Source organism: Deltaproteobacteria bacterium, assembly GCA_020848745.1.
In the GTDB taxonomy this organism is placed as follows: Bacteria; Desulfobacterota; Binatia; order UTPRO1; family UTPRO1; genus UTPRO1.
This window is the reverse complement of sequence record JADLHM010000140.1, coordinates 1-18,618: the sequence shown is the minus strand read 5'-3', so window position 1 is coordinate 18,618 and position 18,618 is coordinate 1. Positions and strand designations below refer to the sequence as shown.

The window sequence follows — 18,618 nt, the reverse complement described above, 5'->3', positions numbered from 1 at the left end:
GCGTGTGCAGCTTCATCTTGCGATGCAGCGTCGCCGCGTCGACCAGCGCGTGCTTCGCGCTCAGGTTGATGCTGCCGCGATTCTTCTTCAGCACGTGGCTGAGATAGTCCTTCTCCGCGCGCCGCAGGTACTCCTTCAGCGGCACCTCGTAGTCGTACGTGCGCCGCAGCGACTCGATGTCCTTGCGCTTGCCGGCGCCGGGGAGGTCGACCTCGCGGATCACCGGACCGGTCGTCCGCAGGATCGCGCGCTCGAGCACGTTGCCGAGCTCGCGTACGTTGCCGGGCCAGTGGAAGCCCATGAGCTCCGACAGCGCCTTGTTCGACACGCGCGTGATGCCGCGCTCGCGGGCCATCTCGCTGTTGCGAAGGAACTCGCTCACCAGGAGCGGAATGTCCTCGATGCGATCGCGGAGCGGCGGAATGCGGATCGGCACGACGTTGATGCGATAGAAGAAGTCCTCGCGCATGCGACCGTCGGCCACGAGCTCGGTGAGCTCGACGTTGGTGGCCGCAATGACGCGCATGTTGACCTTGACCTTGCGATTGCCGCCGAGCCGCTCGACCTCGCGCTCCTCGAGCACGCGCAGGAGCTTCAGCTGCATGTTGAGCGTGATGCTCTCGATTTCGTCGAGGAAGAGCGTGCCCCCGCTCGAGAGCTCGATCTTGCCGACGCGATCGTGCACCGCGCCGGTGAACGCGCCGCGCTCGTAGCCGAAGAGCTCGCTCTCGAGCAGCGTGTCCGGAAAGGCCGCGCAGTTGATGGCGACGAACCGACCCGACTTGCGCTTGCCCTGGAAGTGCACGGCGCGGGCGACGAGCTCCTTGCCGGTGCCGGACTCGCCCGTGATCAGCACCGTCGCGTCGTTCTGCGCGAGCACTTCGATCGACTCGAAGATCTCGTGCATGACGCGATTGCGGCTCACGATGTTGGCGAAGGAGTAGCGATTCGAGAGCTGGTTGCGCAGGTAGTTGATCTCGTCGAGCAGGCGACGCTTCTCGAGCACCTTCTCGGTCGCGAGGAGGATCTCCTCCTTCTGGAAGGGCTTGGTGATGTAGTCGCTCGCGCCCTGCTTGATGGCCTCGACGGCGCCCTTGATGCTGGCGTAGCCGGTGATCATGATCACGTCGAGATCGGGCCAGTGCTCCTTGATCTCACGCGTGAGGCCGATCCCGTCCGTGCCCGGAATGCGGAGATCGACGACCGCCAGCGAGAAGTCGTGCTCGCCGAGCAGACGGAGCGCCTCGGAGGCGTTGCCGGCGCTGCTCACGAGATACTGCTGCGAGGTGTAGAGGTCCTCGAGCTGGCGACAGATCAGGGGGTCGTCGTCGACGATGAGAATACGCGTATCCATAGTGCGATGCTCCCGGATTCCTAAACGTAGAGCGGCAGGAAGATCGTCACCGCCTTGCGGCCGTTGGCCTCGTAGCGCTCGACGATCTCGCCGCCGTGCAGCTCGATCAGTTTCTGTGCGACCGCCCACTCCACCCCGGCTTCCGCGCCGCGGAAGAGCGGCGACGCGGGCGTCGTCGGCTCGACGTCGAGGCGCATCTCGAGCCCCTCGAAGTCGCGGCGCCTCGCCGTCCCGAGCGTCACCGTGAGCGCTCCGCCGAGCTTCAGGTCCTCGTGCACGTGGTGCAGCGCGATGCGGAACGCCTGCGAAATACGCGTCGGGTCGACCAGGATCGTCGCCGGCGGATCGATCTGGTCGCGGCGGACCTCGACGGCATTGCCGTTCAGATGCGACCCCAGGTGCACCAAGAAGCCGTCGAGCAGCTCGCCGACCGGCACCTTCGTGAAGTTGAGCGTGATCGGATGGAAATACTCGAGCGCGACCTTCAAGAACTCCTCGAGGTTGGCGATCGTGCGTTCGAGCATGTGCCCCGCGGTCGAATCCGCCTTCTTCGCCGTCTCGCCGTCGGTCTTGATGAAATCCGACCAGTAGTAGAGCTTGTGGAAGAAGTTCCCGAGCTCGTGCGCGATGTCGGCGAGGACGCGCTCCTGCACGACCACGAGACTCCCGTGCTCGGTCCGCGTCTCCGGACGCGACGGCAGCGCGGCATCCGGCGACGCGAGGTTCTGTGATCGATCGCGGTGGGCGGTCATGCGTGGGGACTGCGCCAATCTGGATCGCTTGCGGCCTTGCAAGAGCCGGCGCAACGAGGCGAGTCTACTTGCCGAGCAGTAGGCTTTCAACCCGTGAAATTCTGCGACACTCCCGCAAACTTTTCGTGATTTCGATGAGATGCCGCGTCACGAGCGGGTCGAGGCCTGTCGCAACGATGCGGCATCGCCGCCGCCGATGGGGCGCCGATGCGCGCAACGGCGGCGATCGTCCCCCCCGCGGGGCGCGACAGCCCCGACGATCTACTGGCTGCCTTGCCCGCCGCGGGATTCGAACACGAGCTTCAGGTTCTGAACCTTGCGGAGCTCGTAGTCGATCGTGAGCAGGGCCTCGATCACGTTCTTGATCTCGCCCGTCATGCGATCGAGCTCCTGGAAGGACACACGTTCGAGTTCGCGGCGCACCTGCTCGTAGAGGCTCAGGATGCTGCCGAGACCACCTGCGGACGTGAAGCGGGCGTCGATCTCGTCGTAGGAGGAGAGGATGCGGTCGATGAGTTCTCGGATTTCCTGCGTCACGCCAATGGGCTCCTTCCGCGTGGGGAAAGCAATTCCAGTGCCATCCCAGGTCGCTGACGAGGCAAATTCGCTAATGATTCAAGTGTGTTGGCAATGACATACCGCACATCGGCTCGTGCACACCTGCACGAACGTCCAACCTCCCTTGCAGCCCCTCGGGGGCCGTCAGCAACGCTCCGACTCGATCGCGTGCGGCGCCTCGTCGCCGCCGATCCGGGCCTTGAGGGCGCGCACGCGCCGCAGCTCGGAGTCGATGCGCACGAGCCGTTCGAGCAGGCTGCGTAGCTCCCGCACGGGCCGGTCAAGCTCCTGCGGCTCGAAGACCTGCAGCGCACTCGCGACGTGCTGGGAGACGGTGAGCAGACCCACGATACCGTCCAGCCCGGTCGTCGCGACGCGCCGGTCGAGGTCGCCGTAGTAGCGCAGGACGTCCTCGGCCCATCGCCGCAGCTCGTCGCCCACACCGCGACCACTACCATCGGCGGCCCGTAGTCCGTCAATCGGGCCTTCGCTACGTGTCGGGCGTTCGCTACGCCGTCAGCACCTTGAGGCGAACGAGCGCAGCGTCGTCGTGCGGATAGACCGGCACGCGCGGCAGCAACTCGAGCGCGTGCCGTCCGAGGCGTCCGCGCGTCATCGTCGTCGCGGAGCGGTAGTACCGAGCGACGCGCGACGGCGCCACGGCCCCGATGCTCGCCGCGCCGCCGTACGGGTAACAGAAGTGGCGGCACTCCCGCCCCGTGTGCTCCGCGATGATGCGCCGACTCTCCGCGAGCTCGTGTTCGAGGCCATCGTCCGTGAGCGCCGCAACGGCCGTGTGCGTGATGCCGTGGCTCTCGAACGACACGACGCCCGCACGCGCGAGCGCCTCGACCTCCGGCCAGGTGATCGCGGGCGGCGCGGCGAGCGTCTCGGGCGCCACGAGCCCGCGTCCGACGAGCGCGTCGGCGAGCGCGCGCAGCCGCGGCCCGTAGGCGGTCCACGGCCGGGTGTACATGATCTCCGTCGTCGCGCGCGCGAAGGCGCGGATCGCGCCCGGCGGCCGGAAGTCGAACGTCTCGCCCGCCGCCTCGATCACCACGGGCGGCGCCTGTCGCTCGATCGCGCGCAGCCATTGGAACGGCATGCCTCCGGGCGCCTCGAGGTAGCCGGTCGGCAGGTAGAACGTCACCGGCCATTGCGCAGCCGTGGCCGCCGCCGCGATCTCACGCACGGTCTCGCCGACCCCGTCATCGAACGTGATCGCGAAGAGCCCGCGCGTCGGCGCGCCGCGCGCGTGCCGCTCGACGAGTTCGTCGAGCGCAATCGGACGGCTCGGCGCGAGCGCCGCGATCTGCGCGGCGAACCGCGCCGCCGCAAGGTTGTGGTACGCCAGCACGAAACCGCCGCGCGCGCCTCCGACGGCGTGCTCGAGCGGCCGATACGCGCCGACGGCGCTCACCATCCGCGCGGTGACAGCGCGAAGCGCGCCGGCCACGCCCGCCATCGCGCTCACCCGGCGCCGTGCGCCGGCACGACCGAGGCCGCCCCGCCGCCGGCGACGCGCACCCGTCCGACCCGGCGACCGGCCTCGCCGACGAGGCGCTCGTAGTGCCCGCCGAGCACATCGAGATTGGTGTCGCGATCGGCACGGGCCCGCACCAGCATCCGATTGCGCTCGGCGGCCGCCGGCCACGCCTCCGGGGAGCGTACGGCGCGCTCGAGCGCCGCCGCGAGCGCCGAGACGTCGTCGGGGGGAAAGAGCAGGCCGTCTCCCGACCCATCGAGCCACTCGCGGTTCGCCGGGCAGTCCGTCACCACGGGATACACGCCGGCCGCCATGGCTTCGAGGAGCGCCGGGCTGGTCCCGTCCCAGAGCGACGCCGACACGTAGACGTCGGACTCGGCGAGGAGCCCCGGGAGCGCCTCGGGCCGATAGCCGTCGAGAAAGCGCACGCGGTCCGCGAAGCCGCGTGCGGCGACCTCCGCGCGCAGCGCCGCAAGGTCGCGGCCGCCGGCGGCGAACGTCATCTCGAACGCGAGCCCGGCCGCAGCCAGGCGCGCGAGCGCCGCGACGATGATCGCCGGTTGATACGGACGATGCAGCTTGCGCGTGCAGACGATCCGCACGGCGCCGTCCACGCGCCGCGGCGCGCGCGGCGCCGCGAAGCGCTCGGCCTCGATGCCCTGCGAAAGACAGAGGATCTTCTCCGCCGGCACCCCGAGCGTCGCGATCTTCGCCGTCAGCTCGGCGGACACCGGGTTCACGAGGTCCGCGCGCTGCACGACCCACCGGATCAGCGCGCGACGCGCGCGCGCGTCCAGCGAGTTGTGCACGTCGCTGCCGCGCGCGCTCACGACGAGCGGATGGAATCCGCTCGCGGTCGCCACGAGCCCGTTACTGGTCAGGAAGTGCGCGTGGACCAGGTCGGGCGCGATGGCGCGCACGAGGCGCCGAACCCGAGGGATCGCGCGCACGTAGGCGGCCGGGCTCTTCGTCGGGTCGCAATCGTGCGGCAGCGGGTGATGGTTCACCGCGTTCGGCAGGGGGTCGCGCGTGAAGCTGATGAGGTGGATCTCGTGCCCGAGACGCGCGAAGTGGTCGATGTAGGGTGCCGCGAAGTGGCTCTGCGAGTGGACGATGTAGCAGATGCGCATGGCCGAAGGCTCAACCCACCGCGAGCGCGGGCATCGCGTGATCCGGACCGAAGGTGCCGTCGACGAAGGTTCGGAACCACAACTCGAGCCACAGCAACAGCCAGAAGCGAGTGCCGTGGCGAGCCGCGCCCGACGCGTGGGCGCGCCACAGGCGCTCCAGGTAGTCGAAATCGAAGAGCCCGCGGCTCCGCGCCTCGTCCGAGAAGACGATCGCGTGCGCCGGTGCGCTCCACGCGCCGCGGAACCAGGCGTCGTGCGGAATCGAGAAGCCGTGCTTCGGCCGGTACACCACCTCGCGCGGGAGGCGCCGCGCCGCGACCTTCTTCAGCAGCGCCTTCGATTCCCACGGCTTCAGCTTGGCGTGGGCCGGGACGGTCGCCGCCCACTCCACGACCTCACGATCCTGGAAGGGGCAACGCGCCTCGAGGCTGCTCATCATCGTCGCGACGTCCACCTTCGGATTGTAGCCGAAAGGCAAGAGAACGGTGAGGTCGTGGTGCAACGCCCGATCGAGCGCCGAGTCGCCGTCGAAGTCGGCCGCCGCCTCGAGGGCGTAGCCGAGCAGCACGTCGCGGTCTGCGAGCCCGCGATGCGGCGCCGACCAGAGCCCGGGCAGGTGGTGCAGCGACCACGTCGTCGCGCCGGCCCAGCGCACGAGCGGATCCGCCTGCGCGTAGCGCAGGAAGCGCGCCGCCGACGCGCGCCAGCCCCGATCGCCCGCGTCGAGGAGCGCCGTGTTCGACCGGCGCCAGCGCTCGAGGAGCGTTTGCGGCACGACGCGCCCGACCGCCGCCCCGAGATAACGCCCGAGATGCTGGCTATAACCCGCGAACGACTCGTCGCCGCCGTCGCCCGTGAGCGCGACCGTCACGTGCTGCCGTGCGGCGTGCGCCACGTAGTAGGTCGGGATGCAGGCCTCGTCGCCGAAGGGCTGCCCGAACTCCCACACGAGTCGCGGCAGGATTCCCCACGCATCCGCCGTGACCTCGAACTCGGTATGCGCCGTGCGGCAGTGCTCCGCGATCCGGCGCGCGTGGCGGCGCTCGTCGTGCGCGGCGTCCCCGGTGCCCATGGAAAACGTGCGCACGACCTGTCCCGCACTCTCCGCCATGCAGCTCACGACGATGCCGCTGTCGACGCCGCCGCTCAGGAACGCGCCGAGCGGCACGTCGCTCCGGAGACGCCGGCGCACCGCCGCCGACACCACCCGATCCGCAGCGGCGACGAGATCCGCCTCCGGCTCCCGCACCTTCCGAGCGAACGACAGGCGCCAGTAGCGCTCCTCGCGCTGGCCCTCGGGCGTCACCGTCAGCACGTGCCCCGGCAGGAGCTGGTAGGCGTCGGTGTAGATCGTCTCGCGTCCCGGCAGGTAGGTCCAATAGAGGAAGCGGGCGACGGAATCGGGCCGTACGCGCCAGCCGCCGGGGTCGGCCGTCCAGAGCGCCTTCAGCTCCGACGCAAAGAGGAAGCGGCCGTCGCGCCACCCGTAGAAGAGCGGCTTCTTGCCGAGACGATCGCGCGCGAGATGGAGCGTCCGCCGGGGCGCGTCCCAGATCGCGAACGCGAACATGCCGTTGATGCGATCGAGGAGGCCCTGGATGCCCCATTCCTCGTAGCCGTGCACGAGCACGTCGGAATCGGAGTCGCTCGAGAAGCGGTGCCCCGCGGCGGCGAGCTCGGCGCGCAGCGTCTCGAAGTCGTAGATCTCGCCGTTGAACACGAGCCACACCGAGCCGTCCTCGTTGCTCATCGGCTGGCGTCCGCGCGGTGACAGGTCGATGATGCTGAGCCGCCGGTGTGCGAGGGCGACGTGCGGCAGGATCTTGGTGTCGGCGTCGTCGGGCCCGCGGTTGATCATCGCGTCCCGCATGCGGGTCACGAGCTCCGGCGCGATCGGCCGGCCGTCGTGGAACTCGACGATGCCGCAGATGCCGCACATGGCCGAAGCCCTCAGGCTCCCGTCAACTCGGCGAAGATGGCGTTCCAGCGCGCGCTCACGACGGGCGCGGTGAAGGATCGGATCGAGGCCGCCGCCGCGGCACGCAGGCGCGCGCGCGCCGGCTGATCGCGCAAGAGGTCGAGCAGCGCCGCGGTCAACGCGCCGAGGTCCTCGGGCGGCAGCAAGCGCCCGTTCACGCCGTCGCGCACGATCTCGCGCACGCCGTGTGGGCAGTCGAAGGCGACGATCGGCAAACCGCACGCCAACGCCTCGAGCACCACGTTCGGCATGCCCTCGTAGCGCGACGACAGCACGAACACGTCCGCATGCGCGAAGAAGCGCTCCGGCTCCTCCTGGAACCCGACCAGATCGACTGCGCCCGCGACACCGAGCGTCGCGGCCCGCGCTCCGAGGTCGGCCTCGAGCTCGCCGACGCCGACGATCGTGAGGCGCGCCGGCACGCCGGCCGCGCGCACTCGGGCGAGCGCTTCGAGCAGGAGATCGAAGCCCTTCTGGTAGGTGAGCCGCCCCATGGCGAGCACGTGCGGCCCGGGCCCGGTGAAGGGCGACGTCGCGCGCGCCGCGGCCGTCGCGAGCCGCTCCGCGTCGACCGGGTTGTGGATGCACTCGACCTGCCCCGGGCGCGGGGTGATCGCCGCGGTGAGCTGCTCGGCGACGGCCTGGGTCTGGGTGACGATGCGATCGGCCCCGCGCACCAGACGGAGATACCACCGATAGAGCAGATCCCGATAGCGATTGTGCTCCATGTACCGTTCGCCGATCACCTCGCGGATGACGAGCGCGCACTTCGGCAACACCGGGCGGGCGAGCAACAGCAGAAAATTGATGTAGCCCTGGGTCGCGACCACGACGGCCGGCCGCACCCGCCAGAGGAGGTGCACGAGCTTCGGCATGGCATTGCGCGCGCGCTTTGCTTCGAGCACGTGCATGACGACATCCTCGGGCACCTCGGAGCGGAACCAGAAACCGTAGAACGTATAGAAGACCACGAGGTGGGGCTCGAACCGCGTCCGATCGAGGTGACGCAGCAGCGTGATCACGACCCGCGCCGCGCCGCCTCCGAGGGTCGGCAGTACGAACAACACGGGACGTCGGGCTCGGGGGTTCGTCACGATTTCGTCGGCGCCGACGCAGTCGGAACGGCCCACCCGAATATCGACGGTCGGGTGCGGACGCAAGCTCGAAAACCGGACGCGAAACCGCGTTGACAACGCGAGAGGTGGCGCGGACCATGAGGAGGTCGCATGCTCACTCGCTCCGGTCCACCGCCGACGGCCGGCGCCACGGCGGACGCGGCGACGACCGAGCGCGCGCCGGCTCGGCGCGCGCTCGGTCTCCTCGCCGCGAGCATCTATCCGAGCGTCGGTGACCACCCGACGTTGACCTTCGTCGCCGAGCTCGACGAGTCGGCGATCGCGCGGGTGCGCCGCGAGTCGCTGGCGCTCCGCCTCCGCCATCGGGTGCCGGTGACGGTGGAGCTGCGCTACGTGGCCGACGCGACCGCGGCGGCGCTCGTGGCGACGCTCGGCGACCTCGGGAGCCACGAGGTCGCGGTGCTGACCAGGCCGGTCGGCGGCGTCGACGCCCCGGTCGCCCCACCGCCCTCCCCGCGCGCGGCCGCGCCCCCGCTCGACGCCGGGCCCGACCCCTTCGGCATCGATCCGGCGTTTCGCGCGCGCGCCCTGCCCGTGCTCCGCTTCATGTTCGAGCGGTACTGGCGCACCGAGGTGAGCGGGCTCGAACGGCTCCCGGCCGGGCGCGCGCTCGTGGTCGCGAACCACTCGGGAGCCGTCCCGGCCGACGCGTTCATGATGGCAACGGCGCTCGAGCTGCGCGCGGAGCGCCGCCTGCGCGTGCTGTACGACAAGTTCGTCGACGCGCTGCCCCTCGTCGGCGGCGTCTATCGCCGCCTCGGCGGCGTCACGGCCTCGCTGGCGAACGCCGAACGGCTGCTCCGGCGCGGCGAGCTGGTCGGCTTGTTTCCCGAGGGCATCGCGGGCGTCGAGAAGCACTGCACGGAGCGCTACCGGCTGCGACCCTTCAGGACCGGAGCGGCGCGCCTCAGCATCCGTACCGCGAGTCCCGTCGTGCCGGTCGCGATCGTGGGCGCCGAAGAGGCCTACCCGGTCGTCGCGCGCCTCTACCGCGCCGGACGGCTCGTCGGCATTCCCTGGATTCCCGTCACCCCGACCTTTCCGCTGTGCGGCGTCGCCGGCGCGCTGCCCTTGCCCACCAAGTGGACGATGCACTTCGGCACGCCGATCGCCCCGCCGCCCCCGGACGGCCGCTCCGAGGACGACCGCGTCGCCGAGCTCACCGGTCGCGTCCGCGACGCCGTCGCGGAAGGCGTCCGGGCCCTGCTCGCCAAACGCAGCGGAATCTTCCTATAAGGGCTCCGCCTGCGGACGACACGCGGCCGTCGGGAAGCCTTCCGCCGGCCTTGCAGCCCGAGAGGGAGACGAACGATGCGGAGTCATCTGGCCTTGGTCGTCGTGCTCACGCTCGGTGGCGCGGCGTGTGCGAAGTCCTTGCAGCCGTCACTCCGGGCATGCCCCGCCCCGCAAGCTCACGGGCGCGCGAGCGGCATCGGCATCATCGGCATGTCGCTCGACCGCCACGCGATCGCGGGCGGCGGCCAGGAGCTCGTCGTGGATCGCGTCGTTCCCGACGGCCCGGCGGCGGCCGCCGGCATCCATCCCGGGGATCGCATTCTCGAGATCGAAGGCACGCCGACCGAGAACATGTCGATCGGCGACGCGGCGCGGCGCCTGCGCGGTCCGATCGACGCCTCGGTGGCGCTGGTCATCGCGACCGGCGACCGGCCACGCGACGTCACCATCACGCGCGTCGCACCGAGCGAGCTCTGGAACGCGACCGGCCGCGCCGCGCGCCCCGGCAAGGCGGCCATACCGGCGACCGATCTCGCGCCCGCCGCGAAGGTCGCCGTCCCGCCCTGTCGTCCCTGATCGGCCTCCTCCGACTACGCCTTGCAGCGGACGCCGGCCGTCAGGAAGTACGAGCCCGTCTCGTTGACGATCCCGCCGAAGACGTCGGCGACGCCCGCGGACTCGATCGTCGCGACCGCGACGGCACCTGCCGAGACCTGGGTCGTCCCGTCCTTACGAAGGAAGACGTACCCCTGCGGATAGTACGCGCTGCTGTCGAGCAGGTCGCCGGGCGCGAGCGACCCGACCGGGCGCTCGACGCCGTCGCGCGCGTAGAAGACATGGCCGTGGTCGACCTCCACCGACTGATCGTTGTCGAAGGTGACGCGCAGAATCGGCACCGCCGTCGCGGCGACCGCGATCTTCGAAAAGAGGCGGAAGCCGATCCGGCCGTTCGGCAGTCGCGTCATCACCGTGATCGATTTTCCCACGAGGCCGCCGATCGCGACCGGACCGTCGACGGTCTCGATGAGACTCTCCCCGGTGAGGCATCCTCGCTCGCATCGTCGTTCGCCGCGCACAGCGTCCTCCTTGGCGCCGCGTCGGCGCCGGCGGCTTCCTTACACGGCGCCGCGCCGCCACGCCACGCGCGCGGGCGGGGCCGTTGACAGCCCGCATCCCCTCTGCGAGGAGACGCGCCGCCCCATGCCCCGGCATCTCGCGTATCGCGCCCTCGCCGCGGTGACCGCGTGCAGCTTCTTCCTGTTCGGACTCGTCTTCGTCTGCGGATTCATCGACCGCGCGCTCTTCCAGGTGTTCGCACGCCCGCTCTTCGACACCGACTTCTGGGGTTACTATCTTCTCGGCGTCGCCGGCTCGGCGCTGATCGTCTGGGCCGTCGCGCTGTTCGCGGCGGTCCGCGCCCCGACCCTGCACCCCGGGGTCGCGACGGCGACGACGGTCGGCCTCGTGCTCGGCGCGATCCTGCGTCTCCTTGCGTGGTACTCCGGTGAGTACCGCCAGACAGGCGCCCAGCTACGTCTCGAGTCGGCCCTGTTCCTCGTGCTCGCGCTCGGCTTCGTCTGGCTCCGCCCGCCGCGCGTACCCCCGCCCCCGTCCGCATGAGCGCCGACGCCCCGCGCCAACCGCCCGCTTTCGCGGGCCGCATCGGTGTCACCCTCCTCTGCGTCTACCTTCTCGGCGTGACGATCCGGATCGGCGGCTGCTACGGGCCCGAGCTCGCCGCACGCGACGAGCGCCCCGACGCAGGCCCCCCGATCGGAGCGGAGTTCCCGGCCTTCTCGCTGCGCGACGTGAGCGGCGTGCCGGTCGGCCGCGAGCAGCTCGCGGGGAGCATCGGGGTGATCGTCATCGTGCCGACGCTCGATTGGTCGCCGCCCACCAAAGCGCATCTCCTCGATCTCGCCGAGACCGTCGGCGCGCGCCGCGACGTACGCGTCGCGATCGTCGTCCCCGCCGCGCAAGCGACGCCGCGAAGCCTCGCCTTCGTCCGCGACCGGACGTTGCCGTTCTTCGTGTTGGTCGACGACGCGGGGTTGATCGACCGGCTCGGGCTCGCGACGCCGGCGCCGGACGGCGCGCCCGCCGCGCTCCCCGCGACGTTCGTGCTCGGCCCCGACGGCCGCGTCCGCGTGCGCGACGTCCGCAGGAACCCCGGCGCGTGGGCCGACGTCTCGGCACTGCTCGACGCGGCCGCCGCGCCGGCGGGCTAGCGCGGCGTCACCTCGACTCCCCGTCCGGCGTGCGGTAGACCGCGCCCATGCGACTCGCGGTGCGCCTGCACGGACGGAGCCACCGGTTCGGCTCCGTCCGCGAGGTGCTCGCGCGCGCGAACGAGCCCAAGGCCGGCGACGAGCGGGCCGGCATCGCCGCCCGCTCGCACGAGGAGCGCGCCGCCGCCAAGCTCGTGCTCGCGGAGCTCACCCTCGGCGACCTGCGCGCCCACCCGGTAGCGCCGCTCGACGAGGACGAGGTGAGCCGCGTCATCGACGCCGGCGTCGACGAGGCGATCCATCGCGAAATCCGGGGGTGGAGCGTCGGCGAGCTGCGCGACTGGCTGCTCGCCGACGAGACGACGACGGACGCGATACGGCGCGTGAGCCGCGGCCTCACGGCCGAGATGGCGGCCGCCGTCGCGAAGCTTTGCTCGAATCTCGACCTGGTCTACGCCGCGCGCCGCCTGCCGGTCACGACGCGGGCGCGTACGACGGTCGGGCTCCCCGGCCGCTTGAGCACCAGGCTCCAACCCAATCATCCGAGCGACGACCCCGACGGAATCACGGCCTCGATCTACGAGGGCCTCGCGTACGGCGCCGGCGACGCCCTGATCGGCATCAACCCGTGCATCGACGACGTGCCGAACGTCACGAAGCTCCTCGAGCTGACCCGCGACGTGATCGCGCGGCTCGCCGTCCCGACGCAGAACTGCGTGCTCGCCCACGTCGCGACGCAGATGCGCGCGCTCGAGCGCGGCGCACCGATGGACATTCTCTTCCAGAGCCTGGCCGGCACGGAGGCCGCGGTCGCGAGCTTCGGAACGTCCGTCGCGATGCTCGACGAGGCGAGCGCGATGATCCGCGAGCGCTCGACGCTCCGCGCCCGCAGCGGCCGGGCGAACCCGACGCAGCTCATGTACTTCGAGACCGGCCAAGGATCGGAGCTCTCGGCCGGCGCCCACGGCGGCGCCGACCAGGTGACCCTCGAAGCGCGCTGCTACGGCCTCGCGCGCCGCTACGACCCATTCCTGGTGAATACCGTCGTCGGGTTCATCGGACCCGAGTACCTGGCCGACGGACGCCAGATCGTGCGCGCGGGGATCGAGGATCATTTCATGGGCAAGCTGCTCGGCGTCCCGCTCGGCGCCGACGCCTGCTATACCAACCACGCCGAGGCCGATCAGAACGACTGCGACGTCCTCGCCACGCTGCTCGCGACCGCCGGCTGCAACTATTTCATGGGCGTTCCCGCCGGCGACGACGTGATGTTGAGCTACCAGTGCACCAGCTATCACGACGGCGCGACGTTGCGGCAACTGCTCGGCCTGCGTCCGGCACCCGAGTTCGAAGCCTGGCTCGTGGAGCGCGGGCTCATGGAAGACGGACGCCTCACCAGGCGCGCCGGCGACCCGGCCGTGTTCCTCGCCCCATGAGCACGCCATCGGCCGCCCTCGCGCGCCTGCTCGCCAAAACGCCGGCGCGCCTCGCCATCGGGCGGAGCGGTCCCCGGCTCACGACGGCCTCCTACCTTCGCTTCCTCGCCGACCACGGGCGTGCGCGCGACGCCGTCTTCACCGAGGTGCCGCCCGCGGTGGTGAAGAAGCTCGGTCTCGTCGAGCTCGGGACCGCGGCCGGATCGCGGGCGGCGTACCTCCGCGATCCCGGCCTCGGACGCACGCTCGCCCCGAGCGCCCGTGCGCGTCTCGCGCGCTGTCGGAAGCGTCCGGAGGTCCAGATCCTCGTCATCGACGGCTTGTCGTCCGCGGCCGTCGTCGCTCATGCAGGAGCGCTGCTGCGAGCGCTCGTCCGCGAGCTCGCCGGGCGACGCCGGCGGCTCGGAACGCCGATCTTCGTCCGCAACGGGCGCGTGCGCATCCAGGACGAGATCGGGCACGTGCTGCGTCCCGAGGTCTGCTGCGCGATCGTCGGCGAGCGACCCGGCCTCGCGACCGCGACGAGCCTCTCGGCGTACGTCATCCACCGGCCGACACGCGCGTCGACCGAGCCCGATCGCACGTTGATCTCGAACATCCACGACGGCGGCCTCGCGCCGGCCGCGGCCGCTCGCCGAATCGCCGATCTCGTCGACACGTGCCTCGCGCACGAGGCGAGCGGCGCCGCGCTCGCGGCGGCCCTCGCCGCCACCGGCGCGGGCGACGCGCCGGGCGCGCACGCAGGCTCGGGAGCACCGACGCGCCTGCGTGAGAACGCGAGCGGCCGTGTTCGCCGCGGCGATCGTGCAGCAGCGTCAGGCGCGCGCCCGCGGCCGCGCGCGACGTGAGGGTTCGCCCACAGGCGCCTTGACTGCCACGACGAATCTCCGTAGCGCACGACACCGTGCAGCGCACGCTCCTCGATCTGGTCGTCTGCCCGCGCTGTCGCGAACGCTTCTCCCTCGACGTCTATCGCGAAGCCGCATCCTCCAGCGGCGCCGAGCCCGAGATCCTCGACGGCGCGCTCCGCTGCGGTCCGTGCGCCGCGGCGTACCCCGTCGTCGCGGGCGTGCCGCGCCTCCTCGGCCCCGCGCTCCTCGCGCGCGTTCGTCGGCGACACCCGCAGTTCTTCGCGACCCATCCGCAATTCCTCGACGCGGACGCGGCGGGCGACGATCCTCTCGCCGACACGCTCGAGAGCTTCACCCGCCAGCGGCTCGATCTCGATCTCCCGGGTCCCGCGCTCGCCGAGCAGTGGCGCCGCAATCTGCAGCGCAACCTCGGCGACGCGCTCACGCTCGAGGCGCTCCGCGGACAGCGCATCCTCGACGTCGGGTGCGGATTCGGCCGGCACTTGCTGGTCGCCGCCGAGCAGGGCGCCGAGGTCGTGGGCATCGACCTCTCCGGGGGCGTGGAAGTCGCGTATCGCAACCTCGGCGGTCGGCCGAACTGCCACGTGCTCCAGGCGAACGTCCACGAGCGACCGCTGCGCGACGCCGCCTTCGACGTCGTGTGGTCGTTCGGCGTGCTGCACCACATGCCCGATCCGTCCGCGGGCTTCCGCAGCCTCGTCGACTTCGCGCACCCGGACGGCGGCCTGATCGCGATCTGGGTCTACGGCTACCGCGGCATGCGCTTCACGTATCGCCTATCGCACATGCGCGCGCTCCACGCCGTCACACGCTCGCTGTCGGGGTCCGCGCGGCTGCGCGCGTCACAGACGGTCGCGGCCGTCCTGTCGGCCCTCTACTGGGAGCCGCTCCGTTTCCTGCGCGGGCTCGCGCTCGGCCGCGTCGTCGATCGGCTGCCGCTCGGCGACTACGTCGACCACGGCTGGAAGGCGCGGGTCGCCGGCGTGCACGACCGCCTCTCGACGCCGATCACGCACTTCCACGATCGCCAGGAGCTGGAGCAGTGGCTCCGGACAGCCGGCCTGTCCGACATTCGCGTAGAGGACACGGATCGACGGGGCTGGCGCGCCTCCGGTCGCCGCACACCGCGCCCCGAAGCCGCGCGCCGCCCGCATCCGGACGCGAACGGACCGGCACGGCACGACGATCGTCCTTCACCGAGCTGACGCGTGACGGCCCACGATGCTCGGTCGAAATCGATCCGGGCCGCCGACTCCTAGCCGCACTCGGCGCGGCCGGTGTATAGGCCCCGACTCGTCCCCGTGCGCACGCTCCTCTACGTCCTCGCCGTGGTCGTCGCGCTCGTCGTCGCGCTCGCGATCTCGGTGGCGCGCGCGCCGTATCCCCGCCTCCGTCTCGAGCGCCTGGCGTTCCGCTTCCTGATCCCGATCGGCCAGCGCGTGCTCGGGCTGCACCCCCGACCGGCCGCCGAAACCTGGCACGGCTTCGCGTTCGAGCGCTCCGAGGCCCTCCGCGCGCTCCGCGAACGGTACGACCTCGACGCCGTCGTCCGCGGCGCGGGCAACGACTTCGAGCGCTGGGTGCGCCTCATGCACTGGGCGCGGGACCGCTTTCCGCATCGTCCGAACGCCGCCGCGCCCGATGCGCAGGCGTTCGACGGCGCGGCGCTGCTCGCCCGCCGCGGCGCGGACGACGGGTATCTCTGCGGCACGATCGCTCCGCTGCTGGTCCAGGCCGTGACGGCCCTCGGGGGTCACGCCCGCCGGGTCGAGCTCCGCCTCACGCCGCACGACAGCCACGTAGTGACCGAGGTGTGGTCGAGCCACGTCGGGAAGTGGCTCGTGCTCGACCCGGACTACGACGCCTGGTTCACCGTCGACGGCATCCCGCAACACGCGCTCGAGCTCCACGCCCTCTGGGCGCGCGGCGCCGTCGACGCGGTGCGCGTCCATTGGCGCGAGAGCCCCCACAACATCTACCGTGCCGACCTCGAAGCCGGACCGCGCGACTTCCTGCGCCGCATCTTCACGGATCGCGATTGGACCCGCTGGGACCGCGAGCGCAACCAGCACAAAGGCGAGCGCTTCGCCGTCCGGCTCCTCAACTACTACAGCCACGTATCCTTCCCGCGTCGGAACGACTGGCGCTCGCGTCCTCTCCCGTGGTGGCATCCCGAGGGAAATCACGTGCAGGGCTCCCTCGTGATCGCCGTGCCGACGATGCCCGACTGGGAGGACTTCCTCGTCCGCGTCCCGACCCCCGACGCGTTCTACGGACCGCCGCCCGCCTGACGGCTCAGGCGCTCAGGCGCTCGAGCTTCTCGTAGAGACCCTCGACCTCGCGCTTCAGACGCGCGTAGGTCGAGAACGCCGCCTGCGGGTTCGGGTGCGTCTGGTAGAAGTCGGGGTCGTTCATCACCCCCGAGAGCTCGGCGAGCTCCGCCTCCTTCGTCGCGATCGAGCTCTCGACGCTCGCCGCCTCCTTGGCGCGCTTCTCCGCCGCGCGGGCGGCCTTGCGCTCGGCGTCACGCGCCGTGCGCTCGGCCTCGCGTACGGCGCGCTCGGCCCCGCGCGACGGTCCGGCCTCCGCGTCCTCCGGGGCCGCCGCCGGGGCGAGCGTCTTCGGCTTCGCCGTCGGCGCCACCGTCCCACCCGCCTTCCGGGTGAGATACTCCTCGTAGTTCCCGAGGTAGCGAACGGCCTCGCCGTGGCCAACCTCCAGGATCTCACTCGGAAGATGATCGAGGATGTAGCGATCGTGCGCGACCAGCACGACCGTTCCCTCGTACGCCAGCAGCGCCTCGAGCAGCACCTCCTTGGCGGTGAGGTCGAGGTGGTTCGTCGGCTCGTCGAGGAGGAGGCAGTTGGCCGGCGCGATGAGGAGCTTCGCCAACGCCAGGCGATTCCGCTCCCCGCCGGAGAGCACGCGCACCGGCTTCTCCACCGAGTCGCCGCTGAAGAGGAAGGCGCCGAGGAGGTCGCGCACCCGCGGCACCATCTCGACGGGCGTCACCGCCATCATCTCCTCGAGCACGGTCTTCGTCGGGTCGAGCACCGCCGATTGGTCCTGCGCGAAGTACGCGAGCCGCACGTTGTGGCCCGCCGTGCGCTTCCCGTCGGTGAGCGGCTCGACGCCCGCCAGCATCTTGAGGAGCGTCGATTTTCCGGCCCCGTTCGGACCGACCAGCGCGACCTTCGTACCGCGCTCGATCGCCACGTCGACGCCGCCGTACACTTCGAGATCGTCGTACCGCTTCACTGCCCCCTCCACGCCGACGACGATGCGGCCGCTCCGCGGCGGCTCCGGCAGGCGGATCGTCACCCGCCGCTCGTGTCCGTCGGGCGGTGCGAGCCGCTCCATCTTCTCGAGCTGCTTCACGCGGCTCTGCACCTGGGTCGCCTTCGAGGCCTGGTAGCGGAAGCGCCGGATGAACGCCTCGACGCGCTCGATCTCCTCCTGCTGCTCGGCGTACGCGGCGGCCTCCTGGGTCCGCCGCTCCTCGCGCTGCTCCAGGTAACGCGTGTAGTTGCACGTGTAGTCGGTGAGACGGCCGCGCGAGACTTCGGTGATGCGCTGCACGCAAACGTCGAGGAAGTAGCGATCGTGCGCGACGAGGATGACGAGGGACTCGCACGACGCCAGGAACTCCTCGAGCCAGGTGCGCGCCTCGAGGTCGAGGTGGTTGGTCGGCTCGTCGAGGAGGAGCACCCGCGGGCGACGCAGGAGGAGCTTCGCGAGCGCGAGCCGCATCTGCCAGCCGCCGCTGAAGGTTCCGACGTCGCGGCCGAAGTCCTCGTTGCGGAACCCGAGGCCGTTCAGCACGCGCTCGGTCTCGGCTTCGAGGTCGTAGCGCGCCGAAGCGTCGAAGCGCTCGCGCACGTCGTGATAGGCCGCCATCAACGTGTCGTGCTCGGGTCCGGTCGTCGGCGCCTGCGCCAGGGCGTCCTCGAGCCGCCGGCACTCGGCCTCGAGCGCGTGCTGGTCCGCGAACGCGTCGAGTGCCTCCGCCATGACGGTCCGGCCCGAGACTCCGACCACCTCCTGCGGGAGATAGCCGACGGTCGTGCCCTTCGGGAGGACGATCTCACCGCCGTCCGGCTCCATCTGACCCGCGATCATGCGGAGCAAGGTCGACTTCCCCGCCCCGTTCATTCCGGTGAGACCGATGCAGGTACGCTCGGGCGCGAACCAATTCACCCCGTCGAGGATCTTCTGCCCCCGGAAGGCCTTGGTGACGTTCGCGATCGTGAGCATCCGACCTTTGTACCGGCAGAGGCCCCGCCCTGCCAGCGACGCCGCCCGGAGTCGCGTCCGTTCGCCGCGAGCGTTAATGATCCCCCGGCAAAGCCGGGGGAATTTGAAGAGTGAGCCGCTCAAAGCGGCTGGAATGTTGGCCGCTCACGAGCGGCCCTGTGAGCGCCCTGAAGGGCGCTGCTACCAGAGGTGCAGCTG

Annotated in this window: 18 protein-coding genes; 8 read left to right on the top strand and 10 right to left on the bottom strand. The window is 71.0% G+C overall.

The features are described from left to right. From IT293_19850 to IT293_19815, 8 genes are all read right to left on the bottom strand, one after another. Positions 1-1,354 (bottom strand): sigma-54-dependent Fis family transcriptional regulator (locus tag IT293_19850; GenBank protein MCC6766917.1); only part of this gene is annotated, 1,354 nt, incomplete at its 3' end. Positions 1,355-1,374: 20 nt separating this feature from the next. Continuing rightward, the gene (locus tag IT293_19845; GenBank protein MCC6766916.1) at positions 1,375-2,106 is read right to left on the bottom strand and encodes a HAMP domain-containing histidine kinase; all 732 of its coding nucleotides are present in this window, start codon (positions 2,104-2,106) and stop codon (positions 1,375-1,377) included. Positions 2,107-2,367: 261 nt separating this feature from the next. Continuing rightward, on the bottom strand, positions 2,368-2,643 hold the full coding sequence (locus IT293_19840; protein ID MCC6766915.1) for a hypothetical protein: 276 nt from the start codon (positions 2,641-2,643) through the stop codon (positions 2,368-2,370). Positions 2,644-2,808: 165 nt separating this feature from the next. Beyond that, positions 2,809-3,105, bottom strand: coding sequence for a hypothetical protein (locus IT293_19835; protein MCC6766914.1), 297 nt, complete (start codon positions 3,103-3,105; stop codon positions 2,809-2,811). A gap of 67 nt (positions 3,106-3,172) precedes the next feature. After that, positions 3,173-4,138, bottom strand: a complete 966-nt coding sequence (locus tag IT293_19830) for a polysaccharide deacetylase family protein (GenBank protein MCC6766913.1) — start codon at positions 4,136-4,138, stop codon at positions 3,173-3,175. Beyond that, positions 4,135-5,280 (bottom strand): glycosyltransferase, encoded by a 1,146-nt coding sequence (locus IT293_19825; GenBank protein MCC6766912.1) that lies wholly within the window; start codon positions 5,278-5,280, stop codon positions 4,135-4,137. The genes IT293_19830 and IT293_19825 overlap by 4 nt, the downstream gene beginning before the upstream one ends. Before the next feature lie 10 nt (positions 5,281-5,290). Then, the gene (gene asnB / locus IT293_19820; protein MCC6766911.1) at positions 5,291-7,219 is read right to left on the bottom strand and encodes an asparagine synthase (glutamine-hydrolyzing); all 1,929 of its coding nucleotides are present in this window, start codon (positions 7,217-7,219) and stop codon (positions 5,291-5,293) included. Between the two features lie 11 nt (positions 7,220-7,230). Further along, positions 7,231-8,352, bottom strand: coding sequence for a glycosyltransferase (locus tag IT293_19815; protein ID MCC6766910.1), 1,122 nt, complete (start codon positions 8,350-8,352; stop codon positions 7,231-7,233). 132 nt (positions 8,353-8,484) lie between these two features. Between IT293_19815 and IT293_19810 the strand changes: the two genes are divergently transcribed. Then, positions 8,485-9,630, top strand: coding sequence for an acyltransferase family protein (locus tag IT293_19810; GenBank protein ID MCC6766909.1), 1,146 nt, complete (start codon positions 8,485-8,487; stop codon positions 9,628-9,630). Positions 9,631-9,705: 75 nt separating this feature from the next. Beyond that, positions 9,706-10,206 (top strand): PDZ domain-containing protein, encoded by a 501-nt coding sequence (locus IT293_19805; GenBank protein MCC6766908.1) that lies wholly within the window; start codon positions 9,706-9,708, stop codon positions 10,204-10,206. A gap of 14 nt (positions 10,207-10,220) precedes the next feature. Here IT293_19805 and IT293_19800 read toward each other — a convergent pair whose 3' ends face one another. Further along, on the bottom strand, positions 10,221-10,706 hold the full coding sequence (locus tag IT293_19800; GenBank protein ID MCC6766907.1) for a hypothetical protein: 486 nt from the start codon (positions 10,704-10,706) through the stop codon (positions 10,221-10,223). A gap of 124 nt (positions 10,707-10,830) precedes the next feature. On the opposite strand from IT293_19800, the gene IT293_19795 reads away from it, so the two are divergent. From IT293_19795 to IT293_19770, 6 genes are all read left to right on the top strand, one after another. Beyond that, on the top strand, positions 10,831-11,250 hold the full coding sequence (locus IT293_19795; protein ID MCC6766906.1) for a hypothetical protein: 420 nt from the start codon (positions 10,831-10,833) through the stop codon (positions 11,248-11,250). Then, complete coding sequence (locus IT293_19790; protein ID MCC6766905.1) at positions 11,247-11,858, top strand: redoxin domain-containing protein; 612 nt, start codon at positions 11,247-11,249, stop codon at positions 11,856-11,858. Before IT293_19795 ends, IT293_19790 begins: the two co-directional genes overlap by 4 nt. Before the next feature lie 47 nt (positions 11,859-11,905). After that, on the top strand, positions 11,906-13,294 hold the full coding sequence (locus IT293_19785) for an ethanolamine ammonia-lyase subunit EutB (GenBank protein ID MCC6766904.1): 1,389 nt from the start codon (positions 11,906-11,908) through the stop codon (positions 13,292-13,294). Then, positions 13,291-14,142 carry an ethanolamine ammonia-lyase subunit EutC gene (eutC, locus tag IT293_19780; GenBank protein MCC6766903.1) on the top strand — a complete coding sequence of 284 codons (852 nt, stop codon included), beginning with the start codon at positions 13,291-13,293 and terminating at the stop codon, positions 14,140-14,142. The genes IT293_19785 and eutC overlap by 4 nt, the downstream gene beginning before the upstream one ends. Before the next feature lie 56 nt (positions 14,143-14,198). After that, positions 14,199-15,371: a methyltransferase domain-containing protein gene (locus IT293_19775; protein MCC6766902.1), complete on the top strand. Its 1,173-nt coding sequence runs from the start codon at positions 14,199-14,201 to the stop codon at positions 15,369-15,371. Positions 15,372-15,443: 72 nt separating this feature from the next. Beyond that, positions 15,444-16,457, top strand: coding sequence for a transglutaminase domain-containing protein (locus IT293_19770; protein ID MCC6766901.1), 1,014 nt, complete (start codon positions 15,444-15,446; stop codon positions 16,455-16,457). A 4-nt stretch (positions 16,458-16,461) separates the two neighbouring features. Here the strand turns inward: IT293_19770 and IT293_19765 are convergent, their stop codons facing one another. Further along, entirely contained in the window at positions 16,462-18,420 is a 1,959-nt protein-coding gene (locus IT293_19765) for an ABC-F family ATP-binding cassette domain-containing protein (GenBank protein ID MCC6766900.1), read from the bottom strand. Between the last annotated feature and the right edge of the window lie 198 nt (positions 18,421-18,618).

Bases quoted from the DNA above. Each gene is read 5' to 3' on its own strand.
- IT293_19845 (MCC6766916.1), bottom strand. From the start codon at position 2,106: ATGACCGCCCACCGCGATCGATCACAGAACCTCGCGTCGCCGGATGCC.
- IT293_19825 (MCC6766912.1), bottom strand. From the start codon at position 5,280: ATGCGCATCTGCTACATCGTCCACTCGCAGAGCCACTTCGCGGCACCC.
- asnB (MCC6766911.1), bottom strand. From the start codon at position 7,219: ATGTGCGGCATCTGCGGCATCGTCGAGTTCCACGACGGCCGGCCGATC.
- IT293_19810 (MCC6766909.1), top strand. From the start codon at position 8,485: ATGCTCACTCGCTCCGGTCCACCGCCGACGGCCGGCGCCACGGCGGAC.
- IT293_19805 (MCC6766908.1), top strand. From the start codon at position 9,706: ATGCGGAGTCATCTGGCCTTGGTCGTCGTGCTCACGCTCGGTGGCGCG.
- IT293_19795 (MCC6766906.1), top strand. From the start codon at position 10,831: ATGCCCCGGCATCTCGCGTATCGCGCCCTCGCCGCGGTGACCGCGTGC.
- IT293_19790 (MCC6766905.1), top strand. From the start codon at position 11,247: ATGAGCGCCGACGCCCCGCGCCAACCGCCCGCTTTCGCGGGCCGCATC.
- IT293_19785 (MCC6766904.1), top strand. From the start codon at position 11,906: ATGCGACTCGCGGTGCGCCTGCACGGACGGAGCCACCGGTTCGGCTCC.
- eutC (MCC6766903.1), top strand. From the start codon at position 13,291: ATGAGCACGCCATCGGCCGCCCTCGCGCGCCTGCTCGCCAAAACGCCG.
- IT293_19765 (MCC6766900.1), bottom strand. From the start codon at position 18,420: ATGCTCACGATCGCGAACGTCACCAAGGCCTTCCGGGGGCAGAAGATC.